Annotated in this window: 20 protein-coding genes and 2 pseudogenes; 15 read left to right on the top strand and 7 right to left on the bottom strand. The window is 56.3% G+C overall.

From position 1 onward, the window contains the following. Window positions 1-15: 15 nt before the first annotated feature. Complete coding sequence (locus H6973_17595; GenBank protein ID MCP5127387.1) at window positions 16-1,254, top strand: hypothetical protein; 1,239 nt, start codon at window positions 16-18, stop codon at window positions 1,252-1,254. Window positions 1,255-1,418: 164 nt separating this feature from the next. Here the strand turns inward: H6973_17595 and H6973_17590 are convergent, their stop codons facing one another. Beyond that, window positions 1,419-2,156: a 4'-phosphopantetheinyl transferase superfamily protein gene (locus H6973_17590; protein MCP5127386.1), complete on the bottom strand. Its 738-nt coding sequence runs from the start codon at window positions 2,154-2,156 to the stop codon at window positions 1,419-1,421. Between the two features lie 363 nt (window positions 2,157-2,519). Here H6973_17590 and H6973_17585 point away from each other — a divergent pair, with 363 nt between their 5' ends. The 10 genes and pseudogenes from H6973_17585 to H6973_17540 all read left to right on the top strand — a co-directional run bounded on the left by H6973_17585 (window position 2,520) and on the right by H6973_17540 (window position 13,412). After that, entirely contained in the window at window positions 2,520-3,626 is a 1,107-nt protein-coding gene (locus H6973_17585) for an ABC transporter substrate-binding protein (GenBank protein MCP5127385.1), read from the top strand. A 60-nt stretch (window positions 3,627-3,686) separates the two neighbouring features. Beyond that, window positions 3,687-6,974: an EAL domain-containing protein gene (locus H6973_17580; protein MCP5127384.1), complete on the top strand. Its 3,288-nt coding sequence runs from the start codon at window positions 3,687-3,689 to the stop codon at window positions 6,972-6,974. A 231-nt stretch (window positions 6,975-7,205) separates the two neighbouring features. After that, a complete protein-coding gene (locus tag H6973_17575) occupies window positions 7,206-7,412 on the top strand; it encodes a hypothetical protein (protein MCP5127383.1) in 207 nt (68 codons plus the stop codon). Window positions 7,413-7,451: 39 nt separating this feature from the next. Further along, on the top strand, window positions 7,452-8,414 hold the full coding sequence (locus H6973_17570) for a sensor histidine kinase (GenBank protein ID MCP5127382.1): 963 nt from the start codon (window positions 7,452-7,454) through the stop codon (window positions 8,412-8,414). After that, a complete protein-coding gene (locus H6973_17565; GenBank protein ID MCP5127381.1) occupies window positions 8,386-9,066 on the top strand; it encodes a response regulator transcription factor in 681 nt (226 codons plus the stop codon). The genes H6973_17570 and H6973_17565 overlap by 29 nt, the downstream gene beginning before the upstream one ends. A 152-nt stretch (window positions 9,067-9,218) precedes the next feature. Next, a complete protein-coding gene (locus H6973_17560) occupies window positions 9,219-9,653 on the top strand; it encodes a hypothetical protein (protein ID MCP5127380.1) in 435 nt (144 codons plus the stop codon). Window positions 9,654-9,746: 93 nt separating this feature from the next. Further along, window positions 9,747-10,512, top strand: a pseudogene (locus tag H6973_17555) (IS1 family transposase). A gap of 55 nt (window positions 10,513-10,567) precedes the next feature. Beyond that, on the top strand, window positions 10,568-10,816 hold the full coding sequence (locus tag H6973_17550; protein ID MCP5127379.1) for a hypothetical protein: 249 nt from the start codon (window positions 10,568-10,570) through the stop codon (window positions 10,814-10,816). After that, entirely contained in the window at window positions 10,813-11,832 is a 1,020-nt protein-coding gene (locus H6973_17545; protein MCP5127378.1) for a plasmid encoded RepA protein, read from the top strand. The genes H6973_17550 and H6973_17545 overlap by 4 nt, the downstream gene beginning before the upstream one ends. A gap of 1,127 nt (window positions 11,833-12,959) precedes the next feature. Continuing rightward, complete coding sequence (locus H6973_17540) at window positions 12,960-13,412, top strand: hypothetical protein (GenBank protein MCP5127377.1); 453 nt, start codon at window positions 12,960-12,962, stop codon at window positions 13,410-13,412. A 372-nt stretch (window positions 13,413-13,784) separates the two neighbouring features. On the opposite strand, the gene H6973_17535 is transcribed toward H6973_17540, so the two are convergent. Beyond that, window positions 13,785-14,333: a hypothetical protein gene (locus H6973_17535; GenBank protein MCP5127376.1), complete on the bottom strand. Its 549-nt coding sequence runs from the start codon at window positions 14,331-14,333 to the stop codon at window positions 13,785-13,787. Next, complete coding sequence (locus H6973_17530) at window positions 14,330-14,938, bottom strand: recombinase family protein (GenBank protein ID MCP5127375.1); 609 nt, start codon at window positions 14,936-14,938, stop codon at window positions 14,330-14,332. Before H6973_17530 ends, H6973_17535 begins: the two co-directional genes overlap by 4 nt. Window positions 14,939-15,106: 168 nt before the next feature. Between H6973_17530 and H6973_17525 the strand changes: the two genes are divergently transcribed. Together H6973_17525 and H6973_17520 are read left to right on the top strand one after the other, a co-directional pair. Continuing rightward, window positions 15,107-18,193, top strand: coding sequence for a Tn3 family transposase (locus H6973_17525; GenBank protein MCP5127374.1), 3,087 nt, complete (start codon window positions 15,107-15,109; stop codon window positions 18,191-18,193). Window positions 18,194-18,272: 79 nt separating this feature from the next. Continuing rightward, the gene (locus tag H6973_17520; protein ID MCP5127373.1) at window positions 18,273-18,893 is read left to right on the top strand and encodes a hypothetical protein; all 621 of its coding nucleotides are present in this window, start codon (window positions 18,273-18,275) and stop codon (window positions 18,891-18,893) included. A 164-nt stretch (window positions 18,894-19,057) separates the two neighbouring features. On the opposite strand, the gene H6973_17515 is transcribed toward H6973_17520, so the two are convergent. Next, window positions 19,058-19,402, bottom strand: coding sequence for a rhodanese-like domain-containing protein (locus tag H6973_17515; GenBank protein ID MCP5127372.1), 345 nt, complete (start codon window positions 19,400-19,402; stop codon window positions 19,058-19,060). A 90-nt stretch (window positions 19,403-19,492) separates the two neighbouring features. Here H6973_17515 and H6973_17510 point away from each other — a divergent pair, with 90 nt between their 5' ends. Next, a complete protein-coding gene (locus H6973_17510) occupies window positions 19,493-21,451 on the top strand; it encodes an acetoacetate--CoA ligase (protein MCP5127371.1) in 1,959 nt (652 codons plus the stop codon). Between the two features lie 151 nt (window positions 21,452-21,602). Here the strand turns inward: H6973_17510 and H6973_17505 are convergent. The 3 genes and pseudogenes from H6973_17505 to H6973_17495 form a co-directional block, all read right to left on the bottom strand. Next, a pseudogene (locus H6973_17505) lies at window positions 21,603-22,777 on the bottom strand (IS630 family transposase). Window positions 22,778-22,853: 76 nt separating this feature from the next. Then, window positions 22,854-23,090 carry a hypothetical protein gene (locus H6973_17500; GenBank protein MCP5127370.1) on the bottom strand — a complete coding sequence of 79 codons (237 nt, stop codon included), beginning with the start codon at window positions 23,088-23,090 and terminating at the stop codon, window positions 22,854-22,856. A gap of 100 nt (window positions 23,091-23,190) precedes the next feature. After that, window positions 23,191-23,400, bottom strand: coding sequence for a hypothetical protein (locus H6973_17495; GenBank protein MCP5127369.1), 210 nt, complete (start codon window positions 23,398-23,400; stop codon window positions 23,191-23,193). A 213-nt stretch (window positions 23,401-23,613) separates the two neighbouring features. Between H6973_17495 and H6973_17490 the strand changes: the two genes are divergently transcribed. Next, window positions 23,614-25,785 carry a starch-binding protein gene (locus tag H6973_17490; GenBank protein ID MCP5127368.1) on the top strand — a complete coding sequence of 724 codons (2,172 nt, stop codon included), beginning with the start codon at window positions 23,614-23,616 and terminating at the stop codon, window positions 25,783-25,785. Window positions 25,786-25,823 lie beyond the last annotated feature (38 nt).

Genomic DNA, 25,823 nt, shown 5'->3' with positions numbered 1-25,823 from the left:
GTTCTGAAAAATTCGATGAAAAGACTGTTAGGTCCAGAAGAATTAAAACTCTGGTTATTCGACCGGCGCACCCCCTTTAACGTGGTCGTGGCGGCGCGAATGACCGGATGCTTGGAGGCCGCCGCGCTGCATCATGCGGCAGCCCGCTTACAATCCGCTCATCCTCTCCTGGCCCTGCGGATTGAAACTCACGGAAGGCCCCGATTTATTACCGCTCCAATACCCTCGACGCTTCTCGAAATCCAGACGCGGACTGACGATGACCATTGGCGACGGGTATTGGAACAGGAACTCAATCGCCGTTTGCCGGTGGCTGAGGGGCCATTGCTGCGATTGACTCTCTTGCGGGGCGCTGACGCCGTGGATCTAATCCTGTGTGTCAGCCACGCCGCCGCCGACGCTCTGGGCGTTTTCATTCTGTTGCGCGATCTCCTGACCCTGTTGGCGGGTGACGAAATCGCGCCGCGCCTGCCCATGCCCGCGTTTGAGGAACTGATTCCAGCAGAGGCATTCGGCGCTGCCGATAGCGCGACGCTGCGAGATGGCTGGTGGAGTCGTCAGACCGGTGAGCGATTGGCCGCCATTGACTGGGACGACCTTGCTGAGCGGTTGCCGTTCGTGGGCGAAACTCGGGTGATCGCCGATGCGCTGGCACCGGAGACCACGGCTAAACTGATCGCCCGTTGTCGCGCGGAACAAACGACGGTGCATGGGGCGTTGAGCGCCACGGTTTTGCTGACGCTGGTTGATGAACCGACGGAGGTTGCCTGCACGCACAGCGTCAGTTTGCGTCAAAGCGTCGCGCCGCCTTTTGGCGATGAGGTGGGCTTATGCCTGTCCCGGCTGCTGACCTGGCATCGAATCACGCCGGACGCCGACTTCTGGGCATTAGCGCGGAACGTGCGCCATCAGATCACCGCCGCGATGCAAAGCGGTGAACCTTTTGACCGGACCCTGGAAACGATTCGCGCGCTGGCGCCCGGCGGGCGATTGGAAACCGGCCCGGAGTTGGTGGCGACTCTGACCAATCCCGGACTGATTTCCCTGGAGCCGCATTACGGCCCGTTACAGCTCCAGTCAGCCATCAGCGCTGGTACAGTGATGGTCGGGGGGCCAGTGATTTCAACCGTGACGGTTGCTGGCCGGTTGACCTGGCTGTTCACTTGGCCGGCTGCCTGGAGCCGGGCAGATGAAGCTGGATTGCTGAGCAGGCGCGCGATAGAGCGATTACGCCATGCCGTGGCGGAATCCTGAATACTGAAGGACTTGCTAAAAGGTAACCGTTCAGTTCCCCCCTTTGGCAAAGGGGGGCTAGGGGGGATTCTGGCCCCAGCGCCCGTGCGCAATCCCCCCCCGACCCCCCTTTTTCAAAGGGGGGAGGTGAATGCCTACGCTAAAAGCTTACGGAGCGTCAGTGGTTATTTTGCGAGAATCTGGTGAATGAAGCATGGCGGCGTTAAATGCGGCCAAACAACCGCTACCGCTAACTGATGCGCTCCGATGCACCACTGAGCAAGACGCCAGCGGTCGATTTGAAGGGACGGTGAGCTGATCCACAACCGGTCAGGATCGATACTGAATGCATTAAGGGGCTGTGACAAACCGTGACCAGTTGCCTTGATACACGCTTCCTTGAGCGTCCATAGCCGCAGAAATCGCTCGCGCCGAAGGGTTTCAGTCTCGATAGCGCGCAGCGCCACAGCTTCATCCGGGGCAAAACAGGCGTCAGCGATTCCCGGATCAAGCGGGGTCGCGCGGTCGAGAGCCTCCACGTCCACGCCGACTTCAGCGCCCAGCGCCAAAGCGACCGCAACGCGGCTTCTGGAATGCGAAAGATTAAAACGTAAGTCGCAGCCTGGCGGCGGATCAGCAAGATGCGGTTTGCCGAACGCGCCCGTGGCGAAACGCCAGTCAGCGGGGTCGGCTTGAATCACCGCGCTTAACGAATGGCGGAGTAGGGCGTGCGCGGCTGTGTAGGCTCGCCGGTCTAAATCGAAGTGAAAGGATTGGACGCGGTCGTATTCCACAGAATTCAGCGTCCCATACAGTTCCTTCCACTCCCCGATGGAGATCGCATCGACCGCCAGGCTGAGAATGACAATAGTGTCTTCGGTCAGTAACCGGCGAAGGCTCGACGTATAACAAGACCACGGCATCTCATACTTAACTTTCCAATACTGAGAATTTACAGTCGAACTATTTTTAGATATCCTCATATTAATTAATAAAATGTTTCCTTAGTTTTTCTTAAACTTATCATGGAAACCAAAGAATACTCGCATGATTTCAAGTTAGATTATCATGAACAGCATGAATATACGGTAGTTCCCTACTCTCAGCATCGGGGATGTCAAGACCGATTGAAATGACTGTTGATAACTCCGCATGTTGACCATATTGAGTTACACATCCCGTTTGTTCTCTCAGCTCGAGGGCCGCTTATGTTTCGTTTCCAAACATTGTTCTTCTACATGGTTCTCCTCCTTTCATCAACCCTGTGCGCCGAAGAAGTCAAGCCGATTTACTTAGGGTTCGACGGCGAATTCGGCGTCGAGCAGAGCACCTCTGCTCAAGCCATCGAGCGCGGCATTCTAATCGCCATCGACGAAATTAACCGTGCGGGCGGCGTCTTGGGTGGCCGCCCCTTGCGGCTCATCTCCAAGGACAACCGCGCGGTTACGGCGCGCGGCGTGAAAAACCTGAAGGAATTCGCCAAGATGCCTGACCTGGTGGCGATGTTCGTCGGCCGCTTCAGTCCGGTCGTGCTGGAGTATGTCGATCTGGCGCATGAACTGAAAATGATCGTTCTCGACCCGTGGGCGGCGGCGGACGCCATCACGCGCAACGGCAGAAAGCCCAATTATATGTTTCGCCTTTCGTTGCGGGATGGACTGGCGATGCCGGCGATGCTGAAGCATACGCTCAGCAAAGGCGCCGAGCGAGTTGGCCTGCTCCTGCCCAACACCTCCTGGGGCAGAAGCAACTTGGTTTCCGCCAAAAAATACTTCCTTGAGACGCCCGAACCGCACATGGTGGGAATCGAGTGGTATCAGTGGGGCGACCAGACCATGATTGACAAGTACCAGGCGCTGCGTTCGAGCGGGGCGCAAGCCATCGTGTTCGTGGCCAACGACAGCGAGGCGGTGATTCTCTGCCGCGAGATGGCCGCCTTGCCTCCGGAACAGCGACTGCCGATCGTCAGTCACTGGGGAGTCACGGGTGGGAATTTTGTCAATCTGGTGGGAGAAGATCTGGCCAAGCTGGATTTCTCAGTGGTGCAGACCTTCAGCTTCTACAAGGCGGAACCGGAGATGGCGCAACGGGTGCTGGCGGTGAGCGACCGGCTGTTCGGCCTGTCTCGCATCGAACAGATCGAATCGCCCGTCGGGGTCGGCCACGCCTACGATTTAACCCATCTGGCGGCGCGCGCCATCGACCTGGCCGGAACTACGGACCGGCAAGCGGTGCGCGACGCCCTGGAGCGAGTGACCCAATACCGTGGGCTGGTCAAGTATTTCGAGCAGCCCTTTACTCCGGACAACCACGACGCGCTCGGCGCCGAAGATGTGTTCATGGCGACCTACCGCCTCAATGGCGCTATTGTGCCCGTGTCGCCGGGAGATTGAATCATGTGCGCTGCCAACCCAGGGGAGTCGGCTTCTCCTTCCGGCGCTGATAGCGGATCCGTGCTTTCCAGGATCCGCTTATCCACACGCATCGCGCTCGCGGCGACGGTCCTGACGCTTAGCTTCATCCTGACGGTTGGCGGCCTATCCTATACCGTCACCCGGAAGCAATTGATCGACAACCAGAACACCGCCCTGGAGAATCAGGCTATCTTGTATGCTCAGCAGGTTGGCAACACCTTGCACTCCATCACATCTACCCTGGGAACACTGCCCGAAAACGCACTGATCCTGAACTCGCTGATGGACAGCCTGACGCGCCAAACCGCGCTGACGCCCTTCCTCAAGGACTTTTCCCGCGTCAATGACGTGCCCGTGACCCTGCTGATGACGGATTTCGAGGGCCAGCCCGTCGCCGGAAACCGCGAATTGTCCCTCGAAGCCCACGACTGGCGGGGCCGGGTGCTGGAGACCGGCAAGCCTTATGCAGCGATCGGGACCGACGCTGCGGGCGATTATTTGCTCGTGGCCGAACCGATCTTTTATTCCCGCACGCTCTCCCCCGAGGGAGCCTTGCTCTACAAGGTCATGCTCGCCAACATCCAATCCACCCTACCAGGTCCAGGCGATGAGCGCACCACCATGCGGCTGGTCTACCCGAAGCCAGGGGTGGCCGCGTCGCCGACCGTAGCGCTATCCGGCGCTCTTCAGGGTCCCGACCGTCTGGCGCATACGGAAATGCTTACTCTGCCGACTAAGCTGCAACCCCTGTGGATTGCTGTGGAAGTGTCGACCGATCGAAGCGCCCTGGCCAGATCTTTGAACCGACTGCTTCTGCTCTATGCCGTCATCGGGATCGGCATGGTGTTGACGGTTTTTCCTCTCGCCCGGGCGGGCGCTCATTATCTGACCCGGCCTCTGCGCGAGTTGGAATCCGTCGCCCAGTCGATCATTAGGAGCGGCTCGCTGGAACACCGATTCACTTTCCGCGGAGCGCTCGAAGTCGAGCAACTTGGGCGCGTTTTCAACCGGATGCTGGAACAGCTGGGCAACGCTCATCGGCAATTACACCGCCAGGCCGAGATCGAGGTCGAGCGCAATCAGGCGCTGGCCGCGGCTAACGCGACACTCGAGCAGGAAATCGGCGAACGCAAGCGAGCCGAAACCGCGTTGCGCGAAAACGAGGAACGTTTACGGCTGGCGCTGGAGGGGGCCAACCAAGGTCTTTACGATCTGGACGTGCGGACCGGCGTGGCCGTCGTTAGCCCCGAGTACGCCCGAATGCTCGGTTATGAACCCAAAGAGTTCCATGAGACGCGCGCGGCATGGATCGAGCGGCTGCACCCGGACGATCGCCAGCCGGTGGCCGAGACTTATCAGCGTTATGTCGCCGGGGAAACTCCCGACTACCGGACGGAATTTCGCCAGCGCGCCAAGACCGGCGACTGGATTTGGATCCTTTCCCTCGGCAGCATTGTCCAGTGGAACGATCAAGGCGAACCACTACGGATCATCGGGACCAATACCGACATCACTCAGCGCAAGCAAGCCGAAACCTTGCTGGCGAAAACCGTTGAGGAACTGCGGATCGCCGAGCAGCGGCAGCGGGAATTGCTGGCGGTGACCAAGCGCGAACAGGGCCGGTTACGGGCTTTGCTGGCGGCGATGAACGTTGGCATTTTGTTCGAAGACAATCAACAACGGGCGGAATATCTCAACCCGGCCTTCCTGAGGATGTGGGCCATCGACGAAACCCTGGATTTGGTCGGGCATCCGCTGCGAGAGATCCTGGAACATTCCACTCACCGCTTCGCGCGGCCAGACCACGCCTCGCGCTACGTGCTTCAGGTGCTGGACACTCATGCAATCAGCGAGCGCTGCGAAATCGATCTCTACGATGGGCGCACTCTCACTCAAATGTCGTATCCAGTCATGGACAGCGAAGACCGCTTATTGGGACGACTGTGGCTTTACGAGGATATCACCCACGAACGCCAGACCGCCCAGCAACTGCTATATCTGGCCGAGCGCGACCCGCTAACCGGTCTGTGTAACCGGCACAGTTTCCAAAAACATCTGGAACAGAAAATCGCCACCGCATTGCGAACGGGCGATCAGTTCGCGGTGATCTACTTCGATCTGGATGAATTCAAGGCTATCAACGACACTTTCGGCCATCGAGCCGGTGATATGGCGCTGGTGCGCACAGCCGGTGAAATCACCACCCAGGTGCGCGCCACGGAAATCTTCGCGCGGCTTGGCGGCGACGAGTTCGCCATTCTCAGCAACGTCGGAACTGGACATGAGGTTGGCGCATTGCCCACGCGCATCGTGGATATGATCTCCGCGATACCGTTTCGTTTCCGCGGGACCAACCTGCGCCTGACGGCCAGCGTGGGGATTGCCCTCTTCCCCGAGCACGGCGAGAACGTGGAAGAACTGGTGGCCCACGCCGATACGGCGATGTATCAAGCGAAAAATCAGGGTAAGAACTCCTGGGCGTTGTACGACCCTAGCCGCGACTCGACCGAGGCGATAATGCGGCGCCTGAACTGGAATAGCCGGATCGCCCAGGCATTGGAAGACAGATTGTTCGAGCTGCACTTCCAGGGTGTTTATCATACTAAAAACAATATCCTCAGCCACTTGGAAGTGCTGATCCGGATGCATAATCCGGATGACCCCGATCATCCCATTCTGCCCGGTCAGTTCATTCGCCTGGCGGAAAAAAGCGGTCAGGTGCTCGACATCGACCGCTGGATGCTAAAGCAGAGCATTGCTCTGCTGGGCCAGCGCCCTGACTTGCCGCCGCTCGCCGTCAATATTTCGGGCCGCACCTTTGACGATCCGGCCTTGCCCCAGTTTATCCAGCGCCTGCTCACAGAGCATAATGTGAATTCGCAGCGGCTATTCATTGAACTCACCGAAACCGCCGCCGTTTCCGACGTCCAGGATGCGCAACGTTTTATCGAGGCCATTCAACAGCTAGGATGCGGCGTCTGTCTGGACGACTTCGGCAGCGGGTTTTCCACTTTCGCATATATGAAGTATTTGAATGTCAAAGTTTTGAAAATAGACGGCCTGTTCGTCCGCGATCTGCCCAACAACCACGACAATCAAGTATTCATCCGGGCTATGGTGGAAGTGGCGCGCGGTCTGCGAAAAACCACGGTGGCGGAATGCGTCGAGGACGCCGCCACTTTTGACATGTTGCGGGACCTGGGCGTTGACCTTGCCCAAGGCTATTATCTTGATCGGCCCACCGCTGAGCATCCCGCCCTAGCTGTCAACCACACCGATTCCGTTGGCAATCCGTTCGAGCAAGCCTCGTTCAACTCAACCTGCTAAGGCGCAATATCTATTTCTACTTTGTTAGATTAAAAAAACAACCTGTTGATTTAGATAAAATTATAAAACTGTTTGACTATAAAGCAATCATGCGTGGTTATGCGCGGCCGGTCATGGGCATTTGGTGCAGCGCTTCCCACGCCCTTGCACAATCCTAAAATTTGTCGTAAATTATCAACATTGTCGTATCTAAAAAAACAAACTATTAACATTAGGTATCGGAGAAACAACATGCAGCCTGTTCCCTCCAACGCCGCCCTCGTCGACCGCACCACACGCTGGCTCATCACTCTCGAATATTGCAATCCCGCGCTGGCGGGCGTCTTGCTGAAGATGCTGGATCGCCATCCCGGATCGCTGCTTCTTTTGTGCGATGTCATGGAAATCTTTATGGAAGATATAGTATCGAATCTAGCTATCCCACCGCAAACTACTTAACGTTCCAGTCAGCATGACCGTTGACCGGAACATCGTCAGATGGACCGAACCGTCTCGCGGGCGCAAAAGCTGACTGCGCTCTACACCATCGTCGCCTTATCCTGGGTGCTTATCTCTGATCTATTCCTGGCGCAATTCTCTGCGTCGACCGCCGTTCTTCCCTTCATTTATTCCATTGGCAAGGGCTGGCTGTTCATTGGCGTTACTTCAGCCTTACTCTACCGACTCCTCTGTCGCTATCAAAAATTCGATGAGGAATTGCTGCGCCAGTTACGGGAAAATCAACAGCGCCATCTCGCTCAGGAACTATCACGTCAATCGGCTGAGTACTTAAGGAAACTGTCGCGTCGATTACTGTCGGTGCAGGAAGAGGAGCGTCGCGCCCTGGCGCGCGAACTGCACGACGACCTGGGACAACAACTGACCGCCCTCAAGCTCAATCTGGGCATTCTCGGGCGCAACCTGACGAATGCCGGAAACCAGCGGCGGATCGCCGACTGCCTGGAAATCGTCGACCACACCCTCGAACATATCCGCGACACAGCACGCAATCTGCGCCCGGCGATGCTGGATGACCTCGGCCTTTCCTCAGCTCTGCACTGGTTCGCGCGGCGTCAGACCGAACGCACCGGCTGCGTCATCAAAGTTCAGGACCACCTTCCCCCCTTGTCCGCAGAATTGGAAATCGCCGTATTCCGCATCGCTCAGGAGGCGGTCAACAACGCTATTCGGCATGGACAGGCGCAATCCATCATCATCGCTATCCATACTGATGATCAGGAACTGACGCTGACGATCCAGGATAATGGCGGCGGATTCGAACTGGAAACGCCGCCTACCCATTGCGAACCTGGCATGGGTTTGAGCAATATGCGCGAACGCGCTGAACTGCTTGGCGGCCAGTGGACTCTCGCCAGTCGACCGGGCGAAGGCGCGACGGTTAAAGTTATCTTGCCCTTATTGGAAAAACGCTATGAGTCTGACCCGGATCCTGCTAGCTGACGACCATACGCTGGTTAGAGCAGGCTTACGCAGCCTGGTCGAAGGATTTGACGGTTTTGAGGTGGTGGCCGAGGCGGGCGAAGGCCGTGAAGCCGTTCGTCTGAGCCGGCTCCTGGAGCCGGATATTGCTTTAATCGATATCAGTATGCCGGGACTTAATGGACTGGATGCAACCACTCTGATTATTCGAGACGCGCCTAAAACGCGGGTCATCATTCTGTCCATGCATTCCACCGAGAACTATGTGCTGGAAGCTTTGCGGATAGGCGCCGTCGGTTACGTCATCAAGGATGCCGCCGTCGAGGAACTGGAGCAGGCATTGCGCGCCATTGATAGAGGCGAACGCTGGCTTAGTCCCGCCGTGTCGCACCACCTGCTCGACGAGTATCTACGCATGATTCGCGGCCAATCGGTCACAACTTCCGGTCTTAAGTTGTTGACGCGCCGCCAGCGCGAAATCCTGCAACTGATCGCCGAGGGCTATTCCACGCGCGATATTGCCGAGCGCCTATCCATCAGCATCAAGACCGCCGAATCGCATCGTGCTCAAGTCATGGAGCGTTTGGATATCCATGATATCGCTGGACTCACCCGCTTCGCCATCCGTGTCGGTCTGATCAGTCCCGAGTTATTGAGTAATATAAAAAAATAAATTATCTATTGGAATTATTTATTATTGTCTAATAAAAGGACAACAAAATCAGCATTTCCCTGAGGTAATATCAGGTATCTCCTGATACACATCTTTTTCCCGGCAGATTTAACTTAATTACAGATTATACTTCTGTCGAGACCTATCAATCGATGGCATATCCAGCCGATACTCAAGGTAGCATTCGGGTGCTCACCATCGGAATGCATAAAGGGAATCTCGCGCAGGAACGAGTCAAATTCGCAACAGTTCCTGGGTTTACGCTCATTGGCGACGCGATGGATTGCGATGATGGGTTACGCCAAACGTTAATGACTCATCCGGACGTGATCGTTCTTCCCCGGGATGCACCGGCGCTTAAACTGCTGCGCGCTGTCGCTCACCTGCGGGATGAGCGCTTCTCCCCGGTTGTAGTGATTGTCACTGGCGTCGCCACGACGCCCAGCATTTTTGAAGTTTGTGAAGACATTGCCATTCTTGGCGCGGAACAATTGGATGAAACTCTGGCTGAACGGCTGCGCGCCGTGTTCATCGAGCGACAAGGCAGCCTGCTCAATAGACCCATCCCGAAGCTTGTCGACGGCTGAATGGCTGAACGGGGGTAGTGTTCTAGACTTGGATATGCTATATTTGGTCTAGAATTCGCTTAAGTATTTTAATATTTTTTAAGGCATTCAAATATGGTTTTAAATCCTGTCCTTTGCCCCGGCTGTCGTCATGAACAAATCGCAAAACGTGGAAAAACGGAGAATGGAAAACAACGCTACCTTTGTCAGAATCCGGAATGCTCGGTCAAAACATTTATTTTAGACTACGATTACCATGGCTATTTGCCTGAAATCAAAAACCAGAGTATTGATAGGGCGATGAATGGCAGTGGCATTCGGGATACCGCGCGCGTTTTACAAATCAGTCCGACGACCGTCGTCAATGAATTAAAAAAAAGAATTTTACCTTGAATCCGTCCATCGAACCGTGTTGAACCGCTTCAATCCACAGGAAGCCATCGTTGAGATTCAAAAAGTTGAAGCTCAAGAGGTTGAAGCTCAAGAGGTTGAGCTGGACGAGAGGTGGAGCTTCGTCCAGCTCAAAGCCCATCCGCGTTGGCGGTGGCATACCATCGATCACCCGACCGGGAACATTCTGGCTTATACCCTCGGTGATCACAAAGACGAAGTGTTTTTAACGCTTAAAGCGCTGCTAGACCCTTTCGGAATTCACCGATTTTACACGGATGGGTGGGGAGCCTATGAACGCCACCTGCTCTCTGGACAACATACGGTGGGTAAAGCCCATACGCAGAAGATTGAACGGAAGCACCTCACCCTGCGGACACGCATTAAACGATTCGCGAGAAAGACCATTTGTTTCTCTACGCTGGACAAAATGTATGACATCGTTGTAGGTCTATTTATTAATCGGTATGAATTCGGGGTTTTAGTATAAAAACCATGTCTGGAACACTACCATCCGACTGAACATCATTGAACAAGCCGACCGAGTGGGCATTGAAGTGATTGCTCAGGACGAAGGGCCAAGCATCACCGATCTGAAGCAGGCCCTCAGCGACGGATTCACTACCTCGGGCGGGCTAGGCTGTGGTCTGCCTGGGGCGAAACGCCTGATGGATGAAATGGAAATTCAATCCGAACCGGGCTGTGGAACGCGCATTCTTGCCCATAAATGGGGCATGATCCGTCATGAACGCACGGATAATCGTATGACACTGCCAACGGAGGGACTGATATGACCATTTCGTTTGATGATGCGCTGGAAAAACTCAAGCGCCGCCAACAATTGGAAACAAAGAAAGCCAAAACCGAAGGTCACGGCAAAACGACACCTGTTCGCCGCCGCCTGTTGAAAAGCAGCGTCGATATCCACGCCAGGATTCCTGACGAATTGCTGTTTCAACACACGGTGCTGTGCCAAACCGTGTTGCCTTATCGTGATCCCGGCACGGAAGTACGGATCTGGGAGCGCCAACAGGGGAATGTTCGCCTGTCTTTGGAAGCGGGACGGGCCAAGGACCCCCAGGGTCAGTATGTGCCGGTAGGTCTGCCCTTTGGCGCAACCGCCCGTTTGATCCTGTGCCATCTGAACACCGAAGCCCTGCGCACCGGTTCACCGGTGATCGAGATGGACACCAGTCTGAGCGCCTTCATCCGTAGCTTGCAGGGCTATGCGCCCAACGGGAAGGAGATTGCGAAATTCAAGGAGCAATTAACCCGCCTTTCCGCCGCGCTGATTCGTCTTTCGATGAGCCGCAACGAAACCCGCGCTGTACAAATCAACACGCAAATCGTTAGCGCCCTCGATTTATGGGTTGAACAGTTCGACGGCGAGCGGGTGTTATCCCCTAAAAGCATCAAACTGAGCGCGGATTACTTCGCCAGTCTCCAGGAACATGCGATTCCGCTGGATGAACGAGCGGTAGCCGCTCTGGCGCATTCCGCGATGGGGCTGGATGTTTATTGCTGGCTGGCGCAACGCCTACACCGGGTTGACCCCAAAAGCGGCCAATTCGTCCCATGGGTTGAATTGCATCAACAGTTTGGGCAAGGTTACCAGGAAGTTCGCAAGTTTCGGCGTGATTTCCTCAATGTTCTGAAAGCGGTCAAGGATCAGTACCCTACCGCGCGATTCAGCGTTGACGAAGGCGGGATGCTGCTTTCCCACAGTCCGTCACCCGTGCCAAAGCGCTCGGTGTTGATTGAACATCCGCCACAACTGGCCAAACCTGATCCCAATGGTTCTAAATCCTGAAGGTTTTTTTATGGAAGAACCCATTTGTGGGCGATGCAGGATCCTCGTCATACAAGCGAATTCTTCCGGCATTTCTGTAGTATTTTTACAACAAAAAATTGTCGTATTTTTACAAATAATATTTTAATCAAAGACTTAATAAGCTGTGGATAACTTTGCCAAAAATACCCCTTTTTGTTGATCAAAAAATAACCAGCTCTGTGGATAACTTTGCCAAAAAGGCAATTTCAACCCAAAATCGCTTAAAATCGTTGTACAATAAATCGCCAGTTAGAAGTAAATTAAATCTTACAAAGCCATTTTTTAAAATTTAATTTATTTATCAATATATTATATTTATTTTTTAATAAAATTCATCAAGAAAATCCACGGGTAGTTTCTCCCGCTTGACCCTAAAATGGACTTAACTCTGTGGATAACATTATTTTCAAAAGATTTAAAGTGCACGGGTAGTTTCTCCCGCACCATATTAGTGCAAATGAAAAAGCTATTGTTTATTAAAATAAATTTATTTTATAAGCTAAGAGGTACGGGTAGTTTGGGGCGCTGGGCTACGGGTAGTTTCTCCCGCTCACCCTGAAAGCCTGTGGATAAGTCAGTTTCTACGGGTAGTTTCTCCCGCTTTCTACGGGTAGTTTCTCCCGCTTGACCGGGAAAATCCACGGGTAGTTTCTCCCGCAAACCTATATGTATACCCGATAGTCTTTCCGATATGGCGCCGCTGCAAAATCGCGACTTATCCACAAAGCTGTCGACGATCGAAAACACGCACAGGGTTTAATCAAACACATCGGAACTCCAAAGGAAAAAAAGACGGTCTACAGAGGCAGACGATGGGGAAGGCATCGCTAACCCGGACGCTCCCAAAAAGACGGTCTACAGGAGGTGGTTATCCGAAGGTCATCTTCCTAACCAGAGACCGCAGCAAAGCGTTCAACGAACAGGCAAGAAGAATCCACCAAAACAACAAACCACCAGTCCATCCATTAACACTCCAACACCATCAATCAAGAATAGAAACAGAATTTTCAATTATCCTTCAAAGACTAACATTCAATCAAAATGACATTGACACCAACCATCCTTTCTTGCCGCCAGCCAGGATCAAGGCGAAGAAGAGAATATTAGTGAATAAAAACAAATCATTGGAAATCGGTATCGTGACCCGGCCTATCCCCGGCGAAACCTTGTGTGGCGATGTCTGCGCGTGGTGGGAACAGGACCACCGGATTTATCTGAGTCTGGCTGACGGTCTCGGGCATGGCAAATTCGCCAACGAAGCAGCGCAAGCAGCAATGGCCAGCGCGCAGCGTCAACCCGCCAGCACCTCTCTACCCGACATCATCGCCCAGTGCGACGAAGACCTCCGTTCTACGCGCGGCGTAGCGATGGGGTTGGCTATGGTGGATTCGACCGCTCAGGCTGATAAGCGGAGCGCTTCGCGCTCCGCTTATCGGGGCGCGAGCCGAGCTTCGCTCGACGCGAGTTGCAGGCGTCGCGCTGCGCGCTCCGCCTATCAACTCGCTGGAGCGGTAATCGGCCTAATCACCTGCAAGCGCCTATGCGCTCTCCGGTATTAGACCGATTCCGCTCAGCTCGCGCCCCGTTAGCTTCTGCGGCGTGGGCAATATCCGCGCCCTGCTGATCAACTCAACCCAGCACCGACGCTTCGCTTGTGGCTATGGAATTGTCGGCGCCGGTTTCAAAAACCTGTTTATAGACACGCAGAGCCTCCTTCCCGGCGATATTTTAATTATGGCGAGGGATAGGCATACCCGAACATTTCGTCGTCTCTGACGCGATCTCAGAGGGCTTTTCGAGCGCGCAGCGCTTGGCAGAGGCTCTACTACGGCTATCTAAGCCCATCCCCTCGAAAAGGTAAAAATTAGCTCTTGCTAATATTCCAGGTGCCTCTCTGGCCCTCCGGATCCAGAGATCGGAGTCTCTGGAGACTACTCCTTGCCCAGCAGCTCCCCTTGGATCGGTTGACTCTCGATCAAGTTCGGCTCCCTTCTCAACTCGCCTTCGATGATCGAGGACAGGAGACCGTAACTGACTTTCCATCGCATCGCGCCGACCAGCACACCCGCTGTTTTCGGGTCCAGTTTGATCACTTCGCCGAATTGCTCGTTGCCCTTGCGATCCTTGAAGGCCACTTTGTCGCCAACCTTCAGGCTGTTTCGGTCGAGCTTGCCGCTCGAATTCGAGATCGCGACATCAGCGCGATCAAGGTTGATGAGGTAGAAGGGGATGTTCCAGAGTTCCCCGTCGTGACGATTCTTGACCAAGACTTTCGTCCTTTTCAGCTCGACAATGGTCGCCTCGATCAGTCGGTTCTCATCCGCCTCGAAGTACTCGATATCCTGCCCCACCCTCAACGAATTCTTGATCTGCCTGGTTCTGGCGGGATCTTCCAGACTGCGGCGAATGGCTTGCTGCAGGCGATAGAGCTCGAACAGGGAAGCTCTGTTCAGTGCTTCGAGGATCTGGGAATAGTTCATGCGATGCGCTCGCTCCCACCGGCATGGGCCTTCTTGTGCTTGGCCAGGTAAGAGAAGAAAGTCCGTCGTCCGACGCCGGCAACCGCGCAGGCCTCGGCGGCGGTCTTCCCCGAGTTCTCATACAGGATTCTGGCGTTCTCGAGCTTTTTCGCATCGGTCCGCGGTCGCCCGCCGGTCTTTCCTCGGGCCCTCGCCGAGGCGCGACCCGCTGCAGCCCGCTCGGCGCGCAGTTCCCGCTCCATCTGGTGGATGGCGCCCATCATCGACAGGAAGCAGCGCCCCGTGGCGCTTGCGGTATCGATGCGCTCGCGCAATGACACCCAATCGATCCGGCGTTGCTGGAGTGTCTTGGCCGTTTCCAGCAGATCCAGCAGCGAGCGCGTCATGCGGCTGAGCTCGGTGACCACCAGGGTATCGCCGGAACGCAGGTAAGCCATCATCTGTTCCCAGCCGGGCCGGTCTAACCGCGATCCGGTCATCCGGTCGGTAAAGATCTTCTCGCAACCGGCCTCGCGCAGCGCATCCATCTGCGAGTCGAGATTCTGACCCTGGCTGCTGACACGGGCGTAACCGATTCGATTTGCTGATGGTGCCGTGGTGGGCAAGGTGCTGGCCCGGATGGTGCAAAAAGCTGTCGTGCCTGTAGTATAAATGCACGATGATTACAGCAACAGTTTTTGCACTGATCCAGACGGGAGAAGACGCGCTCTCGGACGGCATGGAGCCGCCGTGCAAGAAGTGTACTTTCTGCACTCCCTGATTCTCGCCTTCCCATGGCCGCCGATTCGCGCCGCCTGTCGATCCTGACCGCATCGGAGATCGACGACCTCTATGGCTTGCCGCGTTTTACCGAGGACGACCGGCAGCTCTATTTCGAGCTGAGCCCGACGGAGCGAGAGGCCGTGGACGGCGTGCACACCACCTCGGCCGCCGTGCATTTCGTGCTTCAGCTCGGCTACTTCAAGGCGAAGCGGCGGTTCTTTGTCTACGAGCACGCGGCGGTGCTCGACGATCTGCAGCACATCCTGCGGCGCTACTTCCCCGAGCGCGACCTGGATACCGTCAAACTCCTGTCCAAGCCAACCCGCCTCGGTCAGCAGGAGATCGTGCTCGGCTTGTTCGCCTATCGTCTGTGCGACGCCGCCGCCCGAGCGGATCTGGAGCGCAAGGCACAGCGAGTCGCCATGCTCTCGACGCAGCCGGTCTATATCCTGCGTGAGGCGCTGAAGTATTTGGAACAGCAGCGCCTGGTCGCACCGGGGTATAGCTTTCTGCAGGATCTGGTCGGCCGGGCCGTTTCCGGTGAGCGCCAACGACTCACGCAGCTGCTCGAGCGAGCCCTGACTCCGGAGATACAGCGCCAACTGGACGACTTGCTGGAGGCGGACGAAGGCATCTACCGCATCCGCGCGCTGCAACGCGAGGCCAAGAGCTTCGCCTACATGGAGCTGCACCAGGAGGTCGAGCGTCGCCAAGCCTTCGAGCCGTTGTACCGGTTCGCGCACGAGTTCCTGCAGACCACGGGCCTATCCAACGAGAGCGTCAAATACTACGCCTCCCTGGTGCCGTTCTACACCATCTATAAGCTGCGGCGCATGGCCGTGGCAACGACGCGTCTGTATCTACTGTGCTTCGCCCATCAGCGCTTTGGCCAGATCAACGACAATCTCACCGACGCGTTCATCCATCTTGTCGATCAGTATGAGAAACAGGCCAAGCAGGCCGCCAAGGAGGCGGCACGGCAGTCGCTGGATGAGGCGAGCGAGCATCTGAAGTCCGCCGGAGCGGTGCTGAATCTCTTCGTCGACCCCTCCATCCCGGCCGAGGTCCCCTTCGAGCAAGTGCGAGCACAGGCGTTCGACCTGCTCGAGCCCGAGCGATTCGAGCAGGTTTCAGCCTATCTGCGCGACGTCGAGTTCGACAAGGCCGCCAGTGAATGGGCCCACTACAAGACCCTGTCGACGCACTTCAAACGGAATCTGCGCCACCTGTTCGCCGCCCTGCAGTTCGCCGGCAGGGTCGAGGATGCCCCATTGATGGAGGCCGTGGTTTTCCTGCAGGCTCTGCTGCGCAGCGGACGCGCACCGCGGCGCGTCGATCCGGCCACCTTCCCCACGGCGTTCATACCGAAGACCTTGCGCCGGCATCTGTTCGTCGAGACGGACAATGCCCCGAAGAAGAAGCAGCTGCAGGTCGACCTCTATGAGTTTCTCGTCTACCGCCTGGTGCACAACGCCTTGGAGGCAGGCGACCTGTATGTGGCGGACAGTACCGAGTTCCGCCGCTTCGAGGACGATCTGATCAGCGACACCCGCTGGCAAGATAAGGACGCGGTGCTGCGCGAGGTCGGCGCCCCGATGCTCACAGCCCCGATCGAGGAGACCCTGGCGGCCTTCCGCAAGGAGTTGAACGCCAAGTTCGAATCGGTCAATGAGAACATCGACAGCGGTCGGAACAAACACATCAAGATCACCGGCGCCGGCGAGAAACGCCGCTGGACACTGAGATCCCCCGGCATCGAGCAGCCGACCGAGAGTCCCTTCTACAGCCGGTTGCCGGTGATCGGCATCGCCGACTTGCTGTGGTTCGTCGCCGAGAAAACGGGGTTCATGGACCGCTTCACCCATGTCCTCGACCGCTACGTCAAGTACGAGTCCGATGCCCGGAACATCCTCGCCTGTATCGTCGCCATGGGCACCAACAGGGGGCTGTGGAAGATGGCCGAAGTCTCGGGACTCGGTCATCCGTCACTGGTGAGCGCGGCGCGCAATTACCTGCGCCTCGAGACCCTGCATGTGGCCAACGACGCGTTGACCAACGCCATCGCCGCGCTGCCGATGTTCCGCCAGTACGACATCCGCGACGAGCTGCACTCCAGCAGCGACGGTCAACGCCTCGAGACCCAGATCGAGACCATCAACGCCCGGCATTCGCGCAAGTATTTCGGCCTGAAGAAGGGGGTGAGCTCGTATACGCTGGTGGCCAATCACGTGCCGATCAGCGCCCGGATCATCGGCACCCACGAGCACGAGAGCCACTTCGTGTTCGACCTGCTGCACAACACCACCACGGACGTCAGGCCCGAGCGCCACTCCACCGACACGCACGGCACGAACCAGGTCAACTTCTGGATTCTGCGTATGTTCGACTACCTGTTCGCGCCGCGTTACCGCAATCTTCGCAAGAAGACCGAGAGCCTGGTCGGATTCCGGCATTCGAAGCACTATGCCGACAGCCTCATCAAGCCGTCGCGCCAGGTGCTCGAGTCGCTGATCTGCAGCGAGTGGCCGAACATCCAGCGCATCATGGTCTCCCTGGCTCAAAAGGACGTGACGCAAGCCACTATGGTGCGGAAACTGAACGCCTATGCCCGGCAGAACCGGACCAAGAAGGCCTTGGCAGAGCTCGACAACATCTGTCGCACCCTCTACACCCTTGACTACATCGACGATGTCAAGTTGCGCCAGAGCGTGCAGAAGGCCTTGAACCGTGGCGAGGCCTATCACCGTTTCCGTCGCGCCATCGCCTACGTCAATTCCGGCAAGTTCCGGGTGAAGACCGAATCCGAACAACAGATCTGGAGCGAGTGCTCGCGGCTGATCGCCAACGCGGTCATTTACTACAACACCGCGTTGCTGTCGCGGATCTACGAGCAAAAGCAAGCCGCCGGCGACGTGGAGGCCCTTGAGATTCTCAGGCCTATTTCGCCCGTCGCCTGGCAGCACATCAATCTGTTCGGACGGTTCGAGTTCACGCATACAGGGTCGGGCGTCGATCTCGACGCGCTCGCCGAGCGCTACAATGATCCGGACTTCTGGGAGCGAGCACTGCGAGAAGAGGGACTGGACGAACAAGTGTGATAGCCACTACAGGAATGGGCGGTCGAAACCGACGACGCAGCGCTCCTGGTCTATCGCGCCTGAACCTGGCCTCCTAACCATGAACGTTGATATATTGCGCAATGAATACATCGAGTTAGTCAAGGACTACTGGCTAAACAGCAGTGAGGAAGCTCTGGCCCGGGCAACAGATTTGGGCAAGCGACTGGTTCACGAGGAACTCTCCTCGGAAGAGATTGGCGAATTTCAGCAGTTTGCGCTCACCGAACTTAATCGAATTGCACCCACAACCCCATTCGACGAAATCGCCAGCCGGCTCACTCCGCCGCTGATCGAAGTGCTCATTGCGTATGGCTTGGCGTTCCGCCATCAACTCCATCAACATTATGAATCCATGGTGCAGCAACATTTGGAGCAAACCAGCAAGCTCGAAGCGCTCGGCACGCTGGCCTCCGGCATCGCTCACGACTTCAACACACTGCTGGGCGTGATCCTCGGCTATGCGGAAATGACCCAGGACGCTGTACTCAATGAGCCAGTCGCCCAGGAGAATCTCCAGCAAATTATGATCGCCACCGGACGGGCGTGCGATCTGGTCGCGCGCATCCTGACCTTTGGCCGGCGCGGTGAAAAGCGCATGTCGCCACTGCGGATCGCTGACAGCCTCCATGGGACGGAGTTTGAGATTCTCTGTCCCCGCTACAAAGAGACTCAAGCATGAATCCTGACATTCGATCTACAGCGTCTGATCGCCAGTCCGCTCGCGCACGCCCAGAACTACCCTTTTATCCAGATGGGCCAGCTTTCAACCTTCATTTCATGCAAACGCTGAGCGCCGGGTTGACGTTCAACATGAATTTTGCTCACAGGATTGCCTCTTAGCAGTCAATGGGTTCGATAGCCGTTGTGCAACATGTTATCCAGTCCTCCGCCATTAACAACCTGCTGGTAACCGAGTTTCCGCAGGGTTTGTTCGGCGATGCCGGACCGGCGACCACTGCGACAGTAGAGGACGATTCTCGCGTCGCGATTAGGAACGAAGGCGGCAATGCGCCCTGCAATTTCATCATAGGGGATGTTAACCGCTTCACGAACATGGGCCGCCTGGTATTCACCCAGCGTGCGCACATCGATGACCAGGGGCTGGCCGGGCGCGGGCGGACCGCCATGGTCAGCCAACGCCGCCAGGGAAAAACAAGATACCGCCGCCAGCACTGCAAGTCTCTTCATGTTGCGACCTCCAAAGTTCAAACCCTGTTTTGAGTCATGGAAAGTCATTGCAAGTTCCATAATAATCTTGCCCTCTTGAGCACCGCTATCATGACCGACGCTGATCAACCACTCTGGACTCCTTCGCCCGAATGGATCAAAGCTGCTGCCCTCACTGCGTTCCGCAAAAAAGCGGCGCAGTGCGCGGGGCGCCCGCTCGATGATTATGCGTCACTCTGGCAATGGTCAGTGGATGCTCCCACCGATTTCTGGCGGCTGATGTGGGCGTTTGGCGGCGTTATCGGCGAACCGGGCGAGACTGTGCTAATCAATAGCGACCGGATGCCCGGCGCGCGCTGGTTTCCGCAAGCGCGGCTGAATTACGCCGAGAACCTGCTGCGCCAACATGACGAAACCGATGCGCTGGTGTTTTGGGGTGAGGATCAGGTTCAGCGACGGATGAGCCGCGCAGCATTATATGCCGAAGTTTCCCGGCTGGTTCAGGCCCTGAAGGCCGCTGGCGTTCAGGCTGGTGACCGGGTCGCCGGTTACCAGCCCAACTTGCCGGAAGCTCTGGCGGCGATGCTGGCTACGACCGCCATCGGCGCGATCTGGTCATCCGCTTCACCAGATTTTGGGGTGCAAGGAGTGCTGGATCGCTTCGGGCAGATCAAACCCAAATTGCTGATCGCCGCCGATGGTTACTGGTACAACGGTAAGGCCATCGATTGCCTGCTGCGCACCAGCGAAATCGCTCAGCGCCTGTCATCGGTCACGACAACCGTGATCATCCCCTATTTAGACCCCATGCCAGATGTTTCCATGATCCGCCAGGGGATCGGGTACGCTGATTTCCTGGCGCCGCATTCCGCTAGCGAAATCCCGTTTCAGCGAGTTCCCTTTGACCATCCCCTGTTCGTTCTCTACTCCTCCGGCACCACCGGCGTACCGAAATGCATGATTCACGGCCACGGCGGGACGTTGTTGCAACATCTCAAGGAGCATCAACTGCATAGCGACCTGAAGTCCGGCGACCGGCTTTTCTATTTCACCACCTGCGGTTGGATGATGTGGAATTGGTTAGTGTCCGGTCTGGCTTCCGGCGCAACATTACTGCTCTACGATGGCAATCCGTTCGTGAAGAATGGACGCATTCTATTCGACTTCGCCGACGCCGAAGACATGACCCACTTTGGAACCTCCGCCAAGTTTATTGACGCCTTGGCCAAGGCTAACGCGCAACCCCGCATCAGCCATCGCCTGGAACATCTGCGAGTCATGTTGTCCACCGGCAGCCCACTGGCCCCAGAAGGCTTCGATTACGTTTATCGCCATATCAAGCCTGATCTGCAACTCGCCTCGATTTCCGGCGGCACCGATATCGTCTCCTGCTTCGCACTCGGCAATCCGTGCGCGCCGGTCTATCGCGGCGAGATCCAATGCCGGGGATTAGGCATGGCGGTTGAGGTGTTTGACGAGAGGGGACAACCGGTGCGCGGCGCTAAGGGAGAACTGGTTTGTACGCAACCCTTCCCAGCCATGCCGGTCGGGTTCTGGAACGATCCGGATGGCGTCAAGTACCGCGCGGCTTATTTTGAACGCTTTCCGGGCGTGTGGCGGCATGGTGATTTCTGCGAGATGACCGCTCATGACGGCGTAGTGATTTACGGCCGCTCCGACGCCACGCTGAATCCCGGCGGGGTGCGCATCGGCACGGCGGAAATTTACCGCCAGGTGGAACAATTGCCCGAGATCATGGAAGCATTGATTGTGGGTCAGGATTGGGATCACGATGTGCGAATCGTGCTGTTCGTCAAGCTGCGCGAGGGGCTGGAACTGAACGATGCGCTGTGGGAGCGAATTAAGCGCACAATCCGCGATAACACGACGCCGCGCCATGTGCCGGCAAAAATTGTGCAAGTCACCGACATTCCGCACACCCGGAGCGGCAAAATCGTTGAACTGGCAGTGCGGGAAATCATCCACGGGCGGCCCATCAAAAACGCCGAGGCGCTGGCAAATCCTGAGGCACTAGAACAATTCCGCGATCGCCAGGAGTTGCGGGATTGAACGACCTTGAAAAAATTGTAAGACGCAGTCGAACAATTCAATTTGCTAAAAATCAACGCCTCCGGCTGCAAGCTCGGCCTGTCGCTGCTCGGAGTCAACTGAGTGCCATGGCGCGAGGAGCAGGATCTTCCCGAGGAACTGATTGCGTTGCCTAGTGGGCTGACACAGAAGTTTTGACAGGTTCAGAGGTTTCTAGGTCCACCGGGGTTTCAGAAGATTTCAAGGGAGGATAGAGGCGCTTGAGTTTGACCCGGGCCAAGTCGGTGCCGAACTGCCAGTGGATTTTGGTCTGACGTAGGTTGCGTGGGCCTTGCCAAGCGGCGATTTCCTTCCGCAAAGTTTCGAGGTTCGCAATGCGGCGATTCAAACACTGGCCGGCGAGAACAGCGAACTCACATTCCGCCATATTGAGCCAACTGCCATGCTTGGGGGTGTAATGAAATTCGAGCTTGCGGGTGATCCGGCGGGCTTCCTCTGGAGAAAAGACACTATACAAGGCCGCAGGAGTGTGGGTATTGAGGTTATCCACGACCAACCGGATTCGCTCCGCCTTCGGAAAGTACACATCAACGAGTTGCTGCATTTGCTGGGCAAAATCGCGTTTGGTGCGCTGTTTCGTGACATTAACATGACGCCACCCGCGCAAGGGTTGTACGAATAGAAATAAATTGGCGGTGCCTTCGCGTTTGTATTCACAGTCATAGCGCGCCGGTTGACCCGGGCGGGCGGGTTGAGGACAGCGGGTTTCGCTGGTCAATTGCACCGGACTTTCATCGAAGCACACTTGGGGGTATTGAGGATCATCGGGTTCGGCGTACAGGTCCAACACATCCTCCATATGCCAAACATAATCGGGACTGACACTGGGAATACACCATTCTTGACGTTGCCAGGGTTTGAGGTCGTTTTTTTAAGGATGCGCCGCACACTCTCACGGGAAATGGCTTCGATGGGCCGGAGTTCCATGAAGCGGTCCGCTAACAATTGGAGAGTCCACTGACAACGGCCAGCGGGCGGGGTACTACAGGCCAAGGCGACCAGAAAGGCGGCCTGTTTGCCGGTCAAGGCCGGGGGCAAACCGACTCGTGGCCGCTCGCTTAACGCCGCCAGCAACCCTTCGTCGACAAACCGTTGACGGGTACGATGAACGGTCGAAATCCCCAAGTGAAGGCTTTGGGCAATGGCCTCATCCGTCGCCCCTTCCGCAGCCTGCAGCAACACATGGGCACGGGCAACCTTGCGCGCCGCTGCCTTGCCTTTATGAATGACCTTCAGCAGGTCTTCCCGCCCCTCTTCAGTTAGATCAACCAGATACTTGTGGGCCATGGTGATTCCTCCTGTTGATCTCAACCATAGGGCACCCACCGCTACCTGTCAAAACTTCTGTGTCAGCCCACTAGGATTAAATAGCGTAATCGGGCGCAGCGCCAGGGATCTCGATGCTCCTAAGCATTGCGCCATCGCACTCTACGGCAACAGGTTTGCCAATACAATCATTACCATAAAGTGCGTTCAAGGCTTCGGAAAGTGGACCCGAATCAGCCTGCAGGTGATGTTTATGCGCACCCGTATCCAGGACAAGCGTCGCGATGGCTCCATCATCCAGCACGTCCGCGATGGTTCCGGCAATGTATTTCATAGCGCGCGCTCTGGAATCCGGGATTGAGCCGATAAAGGATTGTCGATGGCATCGAGGATGATCGATATCTTAGGCGCTTTAGGGATCATGTAATTTTCTCCTAGAATCGGGTAGTCGCAATCACAGTGATGCTATCCGGCTCGCGAATGACGCGCAGGGGGATAACCAGGTAATCAAGATCAAACCCGGCGATAAAGCGCCGGGTCATCCATATGATCTTTTCATCAGGATCAGCTGAAGAAACAAGACCAACACGCTGATGGTTGATCGGCGCCTGATCATCATAACCGAAGAGCAGAGGTATATTCATGCTGATATGTCTCGATAGACAGAATGGTATTCTTAGAACACATCTGTCGGTGGGCGACTTGGGACTTTCATGAAAGTAAGCTGCGATCGATCTGGCAGGCCAATCATCCAGGCGCGCAATATTCCCGGCTGATTCTCCTCGATTCCAGATAAATTGTCGCTACAATTCAAATCATCCATTTGCTAGTTGCTTACTCTGCTGGGATCTCATCAAATGACCGACTTGACCGTACACTTCAAAAAGCCCGCTGACTGGGCAGACAGCATTCATATTCATTACTGGAACACGCAACCGGGCGGCTCGGCCACTGCTTGGCCCGGCGTTCCCATGATTCCTGCTGATGACGGCTGGTTCATTTACCGTTTCAACGGCGTCAAAGCCGCCAATCTGATTTTCAACGATGTCCAGGGATGGCAAACCAGCGATCTGCGCCGGGAACGCGATGGCTACTACCTGAATGGCGAATGGTACGACCAACAACCCGAAGATCCAACGGATGACGGCGATCCTGCCCCATCCACAGCGGTCATCGCCACAGTTGACCCATTACCGCGCGGCCCGATCGATCCTACTGGCCCCTTGGGCGACTTCCGTGAGGAAACCATCTACTTCCTGCTCACCGCCCGCTTTTACGAAGGCGACCCCAGCACCAGCTTCTTTTGCCGGGACCGCATCAAGTTCAATCGCGAAACCGGCCAGCCGGAAGACCCCCACTGGCGCGGTGATTTCAAGGGCCTCATTGAACGGCTGGATTACATCCGCGACCTCGGGTTCACCGCCATCTGGATCACTCCGCCGGTGGAAAACCGCAGTGGTCTGGACTATCACGGCTACCACGCTTATGACTGGACCCGCATCGATCCCCGGCTGGAATCACCGGACGCGACCTATCAGGATTTAATCAACGCCGCTCATGAACGCGGCATCAAGATCATCCAGGACGTGGTCGTCAACCACTCCTGCCAGTACGGCATTCGCGGCAAGGTCCACATCGATCACCTACCGATTAAATACTACATCCCCCAGGGTTCCGAGCATGGCCGGGTCAATCATGGCCCTTACCAGGGCAATCTCGGCAACTACGCCTGGCCCAATCGCGACGACATTGACAACCCGGTCGCGCCCGACTGGTACCGGGAACGGCATGACATAGACCCGGAGGGTAAGATTCCGCTGGTCGACCCCAAGACCGGCGAAACCGTGCCCAAGCCGGGCTACAATCCGGGCCGCTTCTTCGGCATCGACGCGCAAACCCTTGATCCCGAATGGTACATGCAGCACGGCTTCATCTGTGGCGGCGACTGGGAAAGCGCGGCGGTGCAGTTAAAGCATATCGCTGGTGATTGCATCAACCTGGCCACCGACCGGCAGAACGTCAAGGATTACCTGATTGGTTCCATCAACCATTATCTTGACATGGGCGTGGACGCGCTGCGCATCGACACCGTCAAGCACGTACCACGCGACAACCTGCTGGAATACGTCAACGCCTGGAAGGCGTATAAGCCGGGGCTGTTCGTTTTTGGTGAAAACCTGGTCAAGGGCTATGGCTGGGGCGATTTAGGTGGCGGCGACAACGGGCCCTCATTCATCCGGCCCTGGTGGTACACCCGCCTGGGCCATGATCCCCGCAATCCGAATTCCGGCGGCGACTCCGGGTTTCCGCAACTCGACTTTGGTCTGTTCTCCACCTTCCGCGACAATCTCAGCCGGGGCAGTTTTGACGGCGTGGCCCGGGTGTTGGAAATGGACTGGATTTATGGCAACGCCAGTACACTGGTCACCTTCCTGCAAAATCATGATGTAGGTCCGGACAACGACTTCCGTTTCCGTTTTAAGGGCGAGCAATGGATGGCGGCGGCGGCTTACAACCTGCTCTGGACGGTGCGCGGCATCCCCTGCCTGTACTACGGCGAGGAAATCGAATTCATGAAGGGCGCGCCACAGGATGTGATCGGCAACGACGACACCCTTGACCAGACCGGTCGCGCTTATTTCGGCGATTACCTTACTAACGCAAGGATTGCTGAAACTCAAAGCCACCCACTCTATCAACATATCAAGCGCCTGAACCAGATTCGCCGCAGCGTCCCGGCCCTGCAAAAAGGCGCGATGAGCCATATCAACGAGTGGGGCAGCGGCATGAACTTTGTCCGCGATCATAACAACGGGGAAAGCTATGTAGTGGTTGGCTTGGCCATCGGTGGCGATCAAGGCGTCAATGTCGGCGGGATTCGCAACGGCGTTTACCGCGACGCAGTCACCGGCCATGAAATCCAGGTCGGCCATGGCCACATCTCCTTCCATGTGCGCGGTAACTCCGCCGGGATCTATGTGTTGAATGGTCCTGGTAAAATCGGCGCGGATGGGACTTATTTGCGGTGATCAGAGTCGCTCTCTGAAGTTCAAAGCGATTTCCGACA

It is taken from the genome of Gammaproteobacteria bacterium (assembly GCA_024235095.1).
Classification (GTDB): domain Bacteria; phylum Pseudomonadota; class Gammaproteobacteria; order Competibacterales; family Competibacteraceae; genus UBA2383.
This window is presented reverse-complemented; position numbering and strand designations above follow the sequence as displayed.